General features: G+C 70.2%; 7 protein-coding genes. 5 read left to right on the forward strand and 2 right to left on the reverse strand.

The window, feature by feature from the left end:
* Positions 1-536: 536 nt before the first annotated feature.
* Positions 537-968 carry an uL11 family ribosomal protein gene (locus tag UA75_RS11285; protein WP_075740207.1) on the forward strand — a complete coding sequence of 144 codons (432 nt, stop codon included), beginning with the start codon at positions 537-539 and terminating at the stop codon, positions 966-968.
* Positions 969-1,300: 332 nt separating this feature from the next.
* Here the strand turns inward: UA75_RS11285 and UA75_RS11290 are convergent, their stop codons facing one another.
* A complete protein-coding gene (locus tag UA75_RS11290) occupies positions 1,301-2,923 on the reverse strand; it encodes a peptide chain release factor 3 (protein WP_083683119.1) in 1,623 nt (540 codons plus the stop codon).
* A 333-nt stretch (positions 2,924-3,256) separates the two neighbouring features.
* On the opposite strand from UA75_RS11290, the gene lat reads away from it, so the two are divergent.
* On the forward strand, positions 3,257-4,645 hold the full coding sequence (lat, locus tag UA75_RS11295) for an L-lysine 6-transaminase (RefSeq protein WP_232237724.1): 1,389 nt from the start codon (positions 3,257-3,259) through the stop codon (positions 4,643-4,645).
* A 103-nt stretch (positions 4,646-4,748) separates the two neighbouring features.
* Here lat and UA75_RS11300 read toward each other — a convergent pair whose 3' ends face one another.
* Positions 4,749-5,234: a hypothetical protein gene (locus UA75_RS11300; protein ID WP_075740209.1), complete on the reverse strand. Its 486-nt coding sequence runs from the start codon at positions 5,232-5,234 to the stop codon at positions 4,749-4,751.
* Between the two features lie 69 nt (positions 5,235-5,303).
* On the opposite strand from UA75_RS11300, the gene UA75_RS11305 reads away from it, so the two are divergent.
* The 3 genes from UA75_RS11305 to UA75_RS11320 all read left to right on the forward strand — a co-directional run bounded on the left by UA75_RS11305 (position 5,304) and on the right by UA75_RS11320 (position 13,005).
* A complete protein-coding gene (locus UA75_RS11305; RefSeq protein WP_075740210.1) occupies positions 5,304-5,840 on the forward strand; it encodes a class IV adenylate cyclase in 537 nt (178 codons plus the stop codon).
* 514 nt (positions 5,841-6,354) lie between these two features.
* Positions 6,355-7,920, forward strand: a complete 1,566-nt coding sequence (locus UA75_RS11315; protein WP_157434117.1) for a GNAT family N-acetyltransferase — start codon at positions 6,355-6,357, stop codon at positions 7,918-7,920.
* Between the two features lie 684 nt (positions 7,921-8,604).
* On the forward strand, positions 8,605-13,005 hold the full coding sequence (locus tag UA75_RS11320) for a S8 family serine peptidase (protein ID WP_075740213.1): 4,401 nt from the start codon (positions 8,605-8,607) through the stop codon (positions 13,003-13,005).
* The last annotated feature ends 466 nt before the right edge of the window (positions 13,006-13,471 follow it).

The raw sequence follows: 13,471 nt of genomic DNA on the forward strand, positions 1-13,471 counted from the left end.
GGCTGGCTGACGGCGGATGGTGACGGGGAGGGAAACAGAACTGGTCATCGTCGACTCCTTCGGCGAACGGGTGACCTGAAGACGTCCGGAGCGTGATCGGACGCTGATTCCGACGGTGCCTCAGGGGCAGGACGATGTCTGTGATTCACGAGGGAAACCACCCGGTCGATGGGCGCGCCGCACCGCAGATCCACACCCCGGGAGTGGCGTCACTCCGTCGGACGGTGATCGGTTCGCCCTGCACACGGCTCGGAGTGACACCGGAGCGGAGGACCCCGCGCGACCTGCATGGGCCCGCGTGTGACACAGTGGTGGGCAGGAGGCCGGTCCAGGCCTCGGATTCGCGGCGTGAGCCGACGGTCGAGGCGGATCAGGCGGAGTCGACGGCGGACCGACCTCATCACACCACGCAGCTGTAGACGGTGTCATGCCGTGCGTGCCCGGCTCCTCGGGTGCGCTCGGCCCACGGGCCGTGTTCGGCGATCGGCGTGGTGTAGAATTCGTCGGCGAAGTGTACGAAAGGTGAGGGGTCGTAGGTGCCACCCAAGCAGCGCAAGACGTTCGAGGCGACACTCGAACTTGAGGCTGGCAATGCAGCCATGGTCGATCTCGGAAAGATGCTCGGCCCGACGGGTGTCAACACCCGGAACGTCAAGCTCGAGTACGACGAGAACACCTCCGCTCACCGAGGCGAGATCGTTCCCGTGGTGGTCTCGGTCTTCGAGGACCGGACCTACAAGCTCCGGTACAAGACTCCGCCCACGAGCTTCCTGATCCGTCAGGCCATGGGTGCGAAGTCCGGCTCCGAGCGCCCCGGTCACGTTCCCGGCGGCACCATCTCCAAGGAGCAGGTGCAGGCGATCGCCGAGCGCAAGATGCCCGACCTGAACGCGGGCGGCGACCTGGAGGCCGCGATGAAGATCGTGGCGGGCTCCGCGCGTTCCATGGGCGTCACCGTCCAGGCCTGAGGCCTGCGGTTCCACCCTGAGCGAGGCTGACTGAAGGGGGCCACCCGAATCGGGTGGCCCCTTTCGGCATGTCCGGACGTCTCCCGGTTGGGCAGTGCGGAACGAGGTCCGCCGGAGTCCGGCCGCCCTGGGCGTCGGACCCGGCCCGACGCCACCGGTCTGTCCCCCGCCTGCCACGTACAGGTCCGTGTCGGGGGCCACCGGCGCCGCCGGGCACTCGACGAGGAGCCGGCATCCGGCGCCGTCCCACGCCGAGGAGTCGACCACGGCCGTCGTCACCCGCGCGGCCGCAGTCGAAACTGGATCGCAGGCGGGCCGCGCGGGGCGGGCGATCAGACACCGCCCGCGAGGCTCTCCAGCTTCACGTCGGGATGGCGGCGGAGCAGCAGCCGCAGCGTGATGTCATCGGTGAACAGAGCAAGTTCCGCACCGTCGCCCCTGGTCAGAACCTCGCTGCTGGTGCCGTCGACCAGCTTGCGCTCGGCAGGGTCGCCCAGCCTGCGGACCACCGTGTAAGGCAGGTGATTCAGCAGGATCGTCACGCCGAACTCGTTCTGCAGCCGGTCGGTCGCGACCTCGAACTGCATGGGACCCACCGCCGCGAGCACCGGGGTCGCCTCGCCGCGCCGATCCGAACGCAGGACCTGCACGACGCCCTCCTGCTCCAGCTGCTCGACGCCGCGCCGGAATTGCTTGGCCCGGCTGGGGTCCTTGGCCGAGGCGGTGGCGAAGTGGCGGGGCGCGAAGCTGGGCAGTCCGGGGAAGGTGACCTTCGGCCGCCCGGAGTACAGCGTGTCGCCTACTCGCAGGTTCGACGCGTTGACCAGGCCGATCACGTCGCCGGGATAGGCGACGTCCAGCGTGCTGCGCTGTTGCCCGAACACCTGCTGCGCGTACTTGGTGGCGAAGGGCCGTCCGCTGGCGGCGTGGGTGACGACCATGCCTCGGTCGAAGCGGCCGGAGCAGACTCGGGCGAAGGCCACCTGATCGCGGTGCGCCCGGTCCATGCCGGTCTGCACCTTGAAGACGAACGCCGAGAACGGCGCCTCCAGCGGCCGCGCGCCGCCGTCGACGTCCGGGCGAGGGGTGGGGCGGGGCGCCAACTCGACCAGCAGGTCCAGCAGGTGCTTGACGCCGAAGTTGAGCACGGCGGAGCCGAAGAGCACCGGGGTGGCCCGCGCCTGGAGGAACTCCTCGTAGTCCAGGTCGGCCCCCGAGATGGACAGCAGCTCGGACTCCTCGCCCGCCTGGGCCCAGTCCTCCCCGACGGCCTCGGCCGCCTCGGCGGCCGACATCCGCTGGACGCCCGCCCGACCGGCACCCGCCGCGTTGCGCGTGAAGCCGATGAAGCCGCCCTCGGTGCGGTCCAGGACGCCGTGGAAGCGGCCCGCCTCGCCGACCGGCCAGGTCAACGGCATCGGGCGCAGGGAGATGCGCTCGGAGATCTCGTCACACAGCTCCAGCGCGCCCCGGCCGGGACGGTCCCACTTGTTGACGAAGGTGATCACCGGGATGTTCCGGTGGCGGCAGACGTCGAAGAGCTTGAGGGTCTGTGGCTCCAGGCCCTTGGCCGCGTCGAGCAGCATCACGGCGCAGTCGACCGCGGCGAGCACCCGGTAGGTGTCCTCGGAGAAGTCGGAGTGGCCCGGCGTGTCCAGGAGGTTGATCACCGAGTCGCCGTAGGCGAACTGGAGTGCGGCCGAGGTGATCGAGATGCCTCGGGCCTTCTCCATCTCCAGCCAGTCCGAGACGACGCCCTTGCGGCCCGCCTTGCCGTGCACCGCGCCCGCCTCCGAGATGACCTGCGCGTGCAGCGCGAGCGCCTCGGTGAGGGTGGACTTTCCGGCGTCGGGGTGGCTGATCACCGCGAAGGTTCTCCGGCGGGCGGCCTCTCGTCTCACCAGCGACTCGTCGTTCTTCGTCTGTCGCCCGAGGGCCGGATCGTTGCCCGCCACTGTCCGCTCCCTGTCTTGTGCCGTCGGTGCGTGCGGCCGCCGTCGGATGCGCGCCGCGCGCCGAGTCACTCTACCGGCCCGTCACCTTCCGGCCCGACCCGCCGCAGGTCAGCGCCCTGCCGTGCAGGTCGTCCGCCTGCGCGGGCCGCGAGTCGTACCGGGACGGCGTAGGGGCCGACCGCCGGACACGGCACGACTGCTTCGGCCGAGGGTCGGTGCCCACGGCGCAGGCGCCCTGGTGCGCACGGGGACGGTGTCACGGGAGTGACGAGGTTTGCTCGACGCATTGCTTCTGGTCGAAGTCACGGTTAACGTAGGTTTTACGGTCAATTGATGGATCTAGAGGAAAAAATCCTGGAGGGAGTCGGCATGACTCAGGGCAGCACGACGGCACTCGACGCGACGATCGCACCGAAGGACGTTCATCGGCTGCTGGGCAGGCACCTGCTCGTGGACGGCTTCCCCTTCGTCCTGGACACCAAGGCCAGCGCGGGCTCATGGCTCGTCGACGCGCGCAACGGCGACCGGTACCTGGACCTCTACTCCTTCTTCGCCTCCGCGCCGCTGGGCTTCAACCCCACGGGGATCGTGGACGACCCGGAGTTCATGGCGGTGCTCGCCGAGGTCGCGGCGAACAAGCCCGCGAACTCCGACATCTACACGACCCACTACGCCGCCTTCGTCGAGACCTTCGCCAGGGTGCTGGGCGACCCGGAGCTGCCGCACCTGTTCTTCGTCGAGGGCGGGGCGCTCGCGGTGGAGAACGCCCTCAAGTGCGCCTTCGACTGGAAGAGCAGGCACAACGAGCAGCACGGCCGGTCCCCGGAGCTCGGCACCCGCATCCTGCACCTCACCCGCGCCTTCCACGGCCGCAGCGGCTACACGATGTCGCTGACCAACACCGACCCTGGCAAGACGGCCCGCTACCCGGCCTTCGACTGGCCTCGGATCGAGTCCCCGGCACTGCGCTTCCCGGTCGCCGACCACCTCGACGAGGTCATCGCCGCCGAGCAGCGGTCGCTGGCCGCCGCCGAGGCCGCCTTCGCCGCCCACCCCCATGACATCGCCGCCTTCATCGTCGAGCCCATCCAGGGCGAGGGCGGGGACAACCACCTGCGCCCCGAGTTCCTCCAGGCCATGGAGCGGCTCTGCCACGCCAACGACGCGTTGTTCATCGTCGACGAGGTGCAGACCGGCGTCGGCGTCACCGGGACCGCCTGGGCCTACCAGCAGCTCGGCCTCCGACCGGACATCGTGGCCTTCTCGAAGAAGACGCAGGTCGGCGGCGTGATGGCAGGCCGTCGGGTGGACGAGGTGGCTGACAACGTCTTCGCCGTCGGCGGCCGCATCAACTCCACCTGGGGCGGCGGGCTGGTCGACATGGTCCGTTCTCGCCGGTACCTGGAGATCATCGAGCGGGACGGCCTGTTCGACAAGGTCGCCGGGGACGGTGTCTGGCTGATCGAGCAGCTGACCGCGCTGGCGGGCCGCCACCCCGGCCGCATCGACAACATCCGAGGCCGAGGCCTGATGGTCGCGCTCGACCTGCCCGACACCGCGACTCGCAACGCGGTGCTGGGCAGACTACTGGAGCAGGAGGGGGTGCTGGCGCTGCCCAGCGGCGAGCGGTCGATCCGCTTCCGCCCCGCGCTGACGATCAGCCGGGACGAACTCGGCGTGGCGGTGACCGCGCTGGACACGGTGCTCGGCGCGACGGGCTGAGTCGTCGATTCGCCGTGGCCGGTGGGCGTGACCGTTGTCGGGCGGGGCCGGGAGAGGGAGTCGGCCCGCCCGCCCGGCCCTGACCGGCCGGGCGAGTCGATGATCAGAGCGGGGGCGGCGCCTGCGGGTGCTGTCCCTCGCCGTCGTCTGCGGCCCGCTCCGTGCGGCGGCGGATCTCCTCCTCGGCGAGCTGCCGCGCGGTGTCCGGATCCAGCGCCATCGCCTGGAGAACCGTCACCGCTCGGCCGTGCACCTGCTGCTCCAGCGCCCCGGCCGCCTCGTCGATGAACACCTGCGGCGCAGGCTCGGCCTCGCCGGGCATGAGCAGACCGGCCGCCCCTCTCATCCGCTGCGGCTCGCCCATCGTGACGTCGGTGCCGTCGACGATGGCACGGACCTGCCACCAGGCGAACGGATGGACCTCCTCGCCGAGCAGCCTGGTGGTCTCCAGCTCATACGGCTCGCCCAGCGCGGCCAGCCACCCCTCGGCTTGGGCGCGATCGAGGGTAGCGGCGATGATCGAGATGTTGGTCTCGCGGTGGCGGCGCGTCAGCAACCAGATCCGGTTCGCGTCGTCATGGTCGGTCATCGGGAGTCCCTTCACGGGCGGTGCGGGCGGGGTCGGCGCAGTCGGTCGAGGAAGCAGCGGAGCGGGCCGGTGGCCACGGAGTACGAGGCGAAGATTCTGGACGTGTCCGTCGACGCGGTCCGACAGGCGCTGCGACGGGCCGACGCCGAGTTCATCGGCGAGACCGCCCAGCGCCGCTACGTGTTCGACATCGTGGAAGGCGACGCCGCCACCTGGATGCGGCTGCGCGACAACGGCACGGTCGCCACGCTGTCGGTGAAGAAGATCGAACATGACGGCATCGGCGGCACGCACGAGTGGGAGACCGCCGTCGGCGACTTCGCCGAGACGCTGACCTTTCTGTCCCGGCTGGGCTACGAACCGAAGTCCTATCAGGAGAACCGGCGCGAGTCCTACCGCTGCGACGGCGCGGAGATCGAGATCGACACCTGGCCGCTCATCCCGCCCTACGTCGAGATCGAGGCCGCCACGCGCGACCGGGTGGTGGCGACGGCCGCCCGGCTGGGCTTCGTCGAACACCAGCTCACCGGCGAGAACACCACCAAGGTCTACGCGCGCTACGGCATCGACCTGACCCGCATTCGGGAGCTGCGCTTTCCGGAGTAGCGGGCGTCAGGCGCGCGCTAGCGAACAGCCCCGCGCATGCGTGGGAGGACACCGACCACGGAACATGTTCGGCTCGGCGGAGGGAACAACCCCGCGCGTGCGGGGAGGACGTCTGCGAACGTCGATCACGAGCAGGGTGACCGGGAACAACCCCGCGCGTGCGGGGAGGACACTTGCTGACCTGGGGTTCTACTCGCCGGTAACCGGATTCTCGTTCACTGCTAATCGGCCCAGTGCCCGGATGTCGATTCCGAAGCGCGAGCGAATCTCCATGAACGGTGACGATACGCGATCGTCGTCGACGGCCGTCGGACGCTGATCCGACCCTGCCCGTCACCCGTTCGTGGTTGCAGCTCGAGGTGTCTCGTGCCTGGGCCGAGACCGCCGCCGGGCACTTCATGGAATCGTCACGCCAGGTCGATCGGCCGCAACACGCTGTGGCAATCCTGGGAACGTGACCAGTGACAGGACGGCGCAGAGGCGCGATCACTCGACCCGGCACACAGTCTCACCGATGCACCCGCCCCAGGCGCCAGGGTCGCCGCAGGCCGTGCCGCCACGGGTGCCGGGATGGGCCAGGGAGGCGCTGGAGCTGGCGGGCGTGTTCTTCGCGGCCGCCGTCGCCCACGTCTTCGCGGGCGGGCTGGCCGAGCAGGAGGACGGCCCGGCCCTGCTGATGGTGACCGGCGCGGTGCTGGTCGCCGCCTCGGTCCTGGTGCGAGCCTGGCATTCCCGACGCGGTTCCGGTCGCCGCCCGGCGGTGCTGCGTACCGGACGTCGGCGGGATCGGGCCCTCGCCTGGATCTTCCGCGCCCGCAGGCGCAGGCTCGCAGGCGGAGGCGGGACGATCACGGGTGAGGCAGGCCCAGCCGAGTCCGGCCCAAGAGAGTCCGGCCCGGCGCAGCCGCACCCGGCCGAATCCGACACCCGGCCCGCAGCCGACGGCCTCGTGGCCGAGACCGAGCGCGGCGCCGACGCGGCAGCGACGGCCGCGTCCGCAGCGCCGAGCCCTCGTCCCCTGTTCGTGCCGACGCAGCCGGGAGCCGCACGGGAAGCCGTCCTCTGGCGGCTGCGCGTGTCCGTCGAGGACCGGCCGGGCAGGCTGGCCTTCCTCACCGGCGTCCTCGCAGGCCTGTCGGTGGACATCCGATCGCTGGAGGTGCACCCGACCGATGCCGGGATCGTCGACGAGCTGCTCGTCGATGCGCCGACCTCGGTGACGGCAGCCGATCTCGCCGAGGCCCTGCTGCGCGCGGGCGGGACCCAGCCCCATGTCGTGCCCGCCGACCGCCATGAACTCACCGATCCGCCCGCGCGGGCGTTGGGACTGGCCGCCCGGATCGCGGCCGATCCCGACGAACTGGTCGCGGTTCTGGCCGATCTCCTCGACACGGCAGAGATCCGACTGGACGAGGTCGCGATCGGTGAGTCCGACGTGCTGGCGGGCACCCGGCTCACCCTTGCCGAGGCCCGGATCGGCACGCTGCGGCTGTCTCGGCCGGATCTGGCGTTCACCCCGGCCGAGTTCGCCAGGGCGCGGGCCCTGCGCGACCTGGCCGTCCAGATTCGGGCAGGCCGACGTCGGGACGGCGTCACGATGCTGGCGGCGGGGCGGGAGATCTCCGTCGAGCAGGCGGATCGACTCGACCTCGCGGCGGTGCGGGACCTCCACCGTCGATGTTCCCCGGACTCCCGGTTCCGCCGCTACCGCACCGCAGCCGGTCCTGGTCGGGACGGACTTCGGCGGCTGCTCACGCCGGGTCACGCCCACACCCTGCTGGCCAGGGACGCCGACGACGGCGTGATCGCCATGGCCTGTCTCGTCTGGCGCGACGGCGAGGGCGAACTGGGGTTGTTGGTACGCGACGACTGGCAGCGCCGTGGGCTGGGCACGATGCTGGCCCGCGAGCTGATGCGCACGGCCGAGGCACGGGGAGCCCGGTCGGTCCACGCCTACGTCCAGGCGGACAACCTCTGCATGATCAGGATCATGAACCGGGTGGTCCCCGAGCCCGCCCGCAGCTGTCGGGACGGCATCCTGCACCTGACCGCCGATCTTCAGGACCAGCCCCGCACCTGAGACCGAGGCCTCGGCGTCCCGCATACTGCCTGCCGCCGGGCGGTGCTCGGCGACACCAGCCTGGCCCGGCGACACCGGTTCGGCTCCGCGCCGGGTCCGGTCTGTCGCCTCCTCCGCCGGCGAACCCGCCGGCGAACCCGCCCACGAATCCGCCGGACGTGATCGAGCAGACACCTCGGCCGTCACGTCGTCCGACATCGCCGGATCGGCCTTTCCCGTGGCTGTCGATGTCGCCGCTGGTCGGTTATTCACCGCCTGTTCCTTCATTTCGTTTCCCGGTGGTCGGGAAATCGGTCGATCGGCCGCCCGATTCGGGGACTGATTCCTGCATTCGGGTGGATTTCCGGTGCCCGAAAGTCTTGGATTGCTCGGCTTCTCGGCCCTTCTCTGGTAAGTCGGTCAACTGTTTCGAGCCGGTTAAGCGTTTCAACTGAATTGAACAGTCTGCGCTGCTGCGCTGGTGGTGACCGCGCATTCGGGAATGCTCGGGTATTCCGCCGAATGGTCTCTTGTGGGACGTGAGACCAGCGAGGTTAGGTCGAAGACGGTTTCCGTTCACGGCAACTTTATGTGGCCTGGACGGTGGCCCCGGTGTCTGGCCTAAAAGGAGGCTTGGTGTCTAGAACACTCGTCTCGGCGCGCCCGAGAGGACGTTCCACAACCCCGATCGGGTCGCGTGGAGCAATGGGTCTGGTATTCACGGTGGTGGCCGCGTTGATCGCGGCCACCGCTGCCCCGTCGGTCGCACAGTCGGCGGACGAGCACAGCGCGGAACCGGCTTCGATCGATGCCGACGTGGTGGAGACATTGGCGGAGAAGGGCGCCGCCGACGTCTGGATCGTCCTGGAGGAACAGGCCGACCTGTCGGCGGCGGCAGGTGTCGCCGACTGGGCGGAACGCGGTCAGGCCGTGGTCGACACGCTGCGCGGGCACGCCGAGCAGACGCAGGCCGACGCCGTCGCGTTGTTGAGCGATGCGGAGGCGGACTTCACGCCGTACTGGATCTCCAACCGCATCCTGGTCCGCGACGCCTCCGAGCCGTTGGCGAACTCGATCACCACGGTGCCGGGCGTCGAGCGGATCTCGCTGCCCACCGTGCTGGCGGTCCCGGAGCCGACGGAGGCCGATGAGGACGGTTCGTCCGTCGACGCCGTCGAGTGGGGCGTCAGTTCGATCAACGCCGATGACGTGTGGGCCGATTACGGCGTCACCGGTGCGGGCATCGTGGTGGGCAGCGTCGACACCGGCGCGCAGTTCGACCACCCGGCGCTCGTCGGCTCCTACCGGGGCAATCTCGGCAACGGCGGCTTCGACCACGATTACAACTGGTTCGATCCCTCCAACGCCTGCGGCTCGCCGTCGGTGGTCCCCTGCGACAACAACCGCCACGGGAGCCATGTCACCGGCACGATGACCGGCGACGACGGTGCGGGCAACCAGATCGGCGTCGCCCCCGGCGCCCAGTGGATCGCCGCGAAGGGCTGCGAGAGCAGCGGCTGTTCGGACACCTCCCTGCTGGCCTCCGGTCAGTGGATGCTGGCCCCCACCGACGTGGGCGGCCAGAATCCGCGTGCCGACCTGCGCCCCCATGTGGTGAACAACTCCTGGGGCTCGGCCAACGGCTCGATCATCGACCCGTGGTACGACGAGATCGTCGGCGCCTGGACCGCCTCGGGCATCTTCGGCCTGTTCTCCAACGGCAACTCCGGTCCCGGCTGCAACACGACGGGCTCCCCGGCCGACTCGGCGTTGTCCTACGGGGTCGGCGCCTACGCGGTGAACAACACCATCGCCTCGTTCTCCAGCCGGGGCCCCGGAGCCGAGGGCGACATCCGCCCGAGCATCTCCGCCCCTGGCGTCGCCATCCGCTCCTCGGTTCCCGGCAACAGCTACGCGCTGCTCAACGGCACCTCGATGGCGGCCCCGCACGTCTCGGGCGCGGTGGCGCTGCTGTGGTCGGCCGCACCGAGCCTGGTCGGCGACATCGAGGCCACCAGGGACCTGCTCGATGTCACGGCCATCGACGTCAATGACACGACCTGCGGCGGCACCGCTGCCGACAACAACGTCTGGGGCGAGGGCAGGCTCGACATCCTGGCCGCCGTCGACGCCGCACCGCGCGGTGAGACCGGCGCTCTCGCGGGCACCGTCACCGATGCGGGCACCGGCGAGCCCGTCGCAGGAGCCAGGGTGACCGTCGCCGGTCCGCAGGACCGGACCGTCATCGCAGGCTCGGACGGGACGTTCGCCCTGACGCTGTCGGTCGGCGACTACACCGTCACCGGCTCGGCGTTCGGCTACGGCGAGGCGAGCGGCACCGCCGCCGTCGGAGCCGACGAGACCGCCACACTCGACCTCGCCCTGACCGCCGTCCCGGCCAGGACCGTGTTCGGCCAGGTGTCGGACTCCGGCGGTGCGGGCCTCGCAGGAGTCGAGGTCGGCTTCGGCGGCGGCGTGCTGCCCTCGACGACCACGGACGCGGGCGGCGGCTTCGTGTTCCAGTCCGTCCCGGAGGGCACCTACGAGCTGGCCGCAGCAGGTTCGGGCTGCGTCGGCGCGCTGACCAGAGAGCTGGTCGTCGCGGGCGGTAACACGGTCGCCAACTTCACCCTGCCCGACGTGACCGACACCCACGGCAACTACTGCCGCAACGAGGGCGACGCCTTCGTGGCGGGCGACACGCGGGTGGCGCTCAGCGGCGACGACGCTTCGGCCACCGTGGCCCTGCCGTTCCCGGTCGGCTTCTACGGGCAGCAGTACAGCGAGGCCTTCGTCGCCACCAACGGGTTCCTCAGCTTCACGGCGCCCTCGACCGCCTACAGCAACGGCCGTCTGCCCACCGCAGGGGCGCCCAACGGCGCCGTCTACCCGTTCTGGGACGACCTGACGGTCGACGCGTCGGCAGGTGTCTACACCGGAGTCTCTGGCGCGGACGGCGAGCGGGTCTTCGTCGTCGAATGGCGCAACGTCCGGCTGCTCAGCTCGCAGACCAGACTGACCTTCGCCGCGCAGTTCCACGAGGACGGCGGCATCGTCTTCGCCTACGAGAGCCTGCCCGCCGACCTCCCGGCCGCGCTGGGCTCCTCCGCCACGGTCGGCATCGAGAACGCCGCCGGAACCGACGCCCTGGAATACTCCTACAACTCGCCCGTCCTGTCCTCGGCGACGTCGATCCGCTTCGGCGAGCCCGACTTCGGCTACGTGACCGGCACGGTCGTCGACGCCAACGACGGGCTGCCCGTCGGCGGCGTCTCGGTGGCGATCTCCCAACGGGACTCGGTGCTGAACACGGTGACGACCGCGGACGACGGCACCTTCCGCGCCCAGCAGCTCCTCGGCTACTACACGGTGACCGTCGGCAAGGAGAACTACTCGGAGTACGTCACCACCGCGTACCTCGGCGACAACCGGGAGACGGTGACCGTCGACGCCGAGCTGACCACCGCGCGCGGTGAGGCCAGTCCGGGTGACGTGTCGTGGGTCGTCCCCCAGGACGCCACCCGCAGCACCTCGGTGACCCTGAGCAACACCGGCGACCACGACCTGAGCTGGGAGATCTCTGAACGCGGCGGCGACCGCGTGACGCAGGCGCCCGCACAGGCCGAACTGCTGTCCGAGGTGCGGTCGGCGGCGGAGGACACCGCCTTCGACACACGGGACAACTACACCGAGGAGGAGATCGAGGACCTCGCCGAGGCCGCCCCGCTCGCGGCGGGCGACGTGCTGTCCTCCTGGTCGGTCGGACAGGTCGACACCGCATGGGGCGTCGGCGTCGACGACAGCCTGTGGATCTCCGACGCCGTCGGGCTCACCAACACCGAGTTCGGCACGGACGGCGGTCCCACCGGTCGATCCCACGACGCCGACTGGGCGACCTCCTGGAACGCCGACCTGGCCTACGACACCCGTAACGATCTGTTCTGCCAGGTCAACGTCGGCGGCGACAACGGAATCCACTGCTGGGACGAGTCGGACGGCGACGTCGGCTACAACATCACCGGCTCGCCGTGGAGCGCGATCTCGCAGCGGGGCCTCGCCTACCGGGCCGACGACGACTCGTTCTACATCGGCGGCTGGAACGAGGGCGTGATCTACCACGTCGCGGGTTCCTCGCACGCCGAGCCGGGAACGATGCTCGGCCGGTGCACCGCGCCGGAGACGGGCGTGGCGGGTCTGGCGTATCACCCGGAGGCCGGGACGCTGTGGATCACCACCAACAGCCCGACCAACACGATCTACCAGGTCGACCCCGCCACCTGCGCGGCCGTCTCGACGGTCGGCTTCCCGGAGAACGAGCAGTTCGCGGGCGCGGGCCTCGAGTTGGACTCCGCTGGCGCGCTGTGGGCGACCTCGCAGGTCTCCAACACCGCCTATCTGATCGACAGCGGCGTGCCGATGTCGACCGACGTGCCGTGGCTGCGGCAGAAGGTCTCCACCGGCACCCTGACGCCCGGTGACGAGATCGACGTCGAGGTGGAGATCGACACGACCGGTCTGGAGGCGGGCGTCTACCGGGCGACCCTCCTCTTCGACACCAACGCGGGCAGGCAGCCCGTCGTCCAGGTGCCGGTCGAGGTCGTCGTCTCCGGTTACTGGCAGGGCGTCGCGGTGGGCGGCACCGAGGAGCACGTCGCGGCCGACGAGATCGCCTTCGCCCCCGACCAGACCTACACCGAGGGATCGTGGGGCTGGATCGGCGAGGACTCGACCACGGGCAGTGTCGGCGCGAACGTCGACATCACCAACACCAGGGAGGACGCCCTCTACCGCAACCAGCGGACGAACCTGGAGGCCTACCGGTTCGACGATCTTCCGGCGGGCACCTACGAGGTGACGCTCGGCTTCGCCGAACTCCAGCGCTCCCCGAAGGTGGACTGGCGCCGGTTCGACGTCACCCTCAACGAGCGGGTGATCCTGCTGGGCTACGACATCGCCCAGACCGTGGGCGGCCGGGCGGCCGACACGCGGGTGTTCACCGTGACGATCGCCGAGGGCGAGTCGCTGGACCTCGAGTTCCTCAACCGGCGCAGCTACCGGCCCGCCGCGATCAACAACATCGAGGTGGTGCACCGGCCGGACTGGTGATCGACCGGGTCGGCGGGGATGGAACCCGCCTGCGGTCGCAAGCGAGGTGCGCGGGCGTCGGACGGATCATTCGTCCGGCGCCCGCGCCGCGCGCCGGGGTCACCTGGGTTCGGTGGCCCGCCTGCTTCCGGGCAGGCTGGTCCCGCCGCTCCCGGCACTCGGCGAGGGAGACTGTGTGGTCTCGGCGAGTCTTCCGGGCCTGCTGCATCACGCCGAATCGCTATCCGGCCGTCGTGCCGGTACCGCCGCCGTTTCCCGATTCCGGCGTTCGACTTCTGCCCGAAAGACTCGAGTTCGACGGTTCTTCCTGTGCTGAGCGACGGGTCGTTCTGTTCCCTAATCGGGCGGGATCACCGCAGATCACCAGCCCTGTTCCGCGTTCCGCCGAATGGTCTCTTGTCGGCGCAGGCGGCAGGAAGTTAGGTCGAAGGCGGTCGCCGTTCACCTCGACCTCATGTCGAACACG

The sequence above is a fragment of the Actinoalloteichus sp. GBA129-24 genome, from assembly GCF_001941645.1.
GTDB lineage: Bacteria > Actinomycetota > Actinomycetes > Mycobacteriales > Pseudonocardiaceae > Actinoalloteichus_A > Actinoalloteichus_A fjordicus.

What these genes read in the sequence shown, in the direction of transcription:
- lat (WP_232237724.1), top strand. Translation starts at nt 3,257, where the DNA reads ATGGATCTAGAGGAAAAAATCCTGGAGGGAGTCGGCATGACTCAGGGC.
- UA75_RS11300 (WP_075740209.1), bottom strand. Translation starts at nt 5,234, where the DNA reads ATGACCGACCATGACGACGCGAACCGGATCTGGTTGCTGACGCGCCGC.
- UA75_RS11315 (WP_157434117.1), top strand. Translation starts at nt 6,355, where the DNA reads ATGCACCCGCCCCAGGCGCCAGGGTCGCCGCAGGCCGTGCCGCCACGG.
- UA75_RS11320 (WP_075740213.1), top strand. Translation starts at nt 8,605, where the DNA reads ATGGGTCTGGTATTCACGGTGGTGGCCGCGTTGATCGCGGCCACCGCT.